The following is a 523-nucleotide window of genomic DNA, read 5'->3' on the forward strand; positions in this document are numbered from 1 at the left end:
ATCACGGCAGCGTGGTCGGTTCGGTCAAGGACAGCGTGACGATCGAGGCGGGCAACGAGTTGCACGTGAAAGGCAGCGACCTCATCGCCGCGAAGGACGTGGTGGGCACGGCGAAGACGGTGACGCTGCAGACTGCGACTGATGAACAGCACCATAGCGGACAACAGGCGATGCGGCAAAGCGGCGTGACGCTCGGGGTTCAAACGCCGGGCATCGCAGCGGTGAATAATGTCGTGCAGCAGGCCAGCGCGGGTGCCCACAGTCAAGACGATCGGGTACGGGCGCTGCGCGGGCTAGCCGGGGCCAGTGGCCTGTACGATGCGTACCAGTCAGTGCCGGGCGAATTAGGCACGCTGGCCAAGGGCGAGATGCCCGAAGCGAAGCTGACGGTGAGCATCGGCTCGTCCGGCAGCCGCTCAGTGTTCAGCGAGGACAGTACGCAGGCGCGCGGCAATCGCGTGCAGGCAGGCGGGCTCGCAAAATTCCAGGCGACGGGCGAGAAGGACCCAGGCCAAGGGAACGT

The 523-nt window shown here is 65.6% G+C and carries 1 protein-coding gene; it reads left to right on the forward strand.

Going from position 1 to position 523, the window contains the following annotated elements:
- Positions 1-523: hemagglutinin repeat-containing protein (locus KQH55_RS01530; protein ID WP_235090065.1), on the forward strand; the 523-nt coding region annotated here is incomplete at both ends.

Source organism: Mycetohabitans sp. B3 (assembly GCF_021498065.1).
GTDB lineage: Bacteria > Pseudomonadota > Gammaproteobacteria > Burkholderiales > Burkholderiaceae > Mycetohabitans.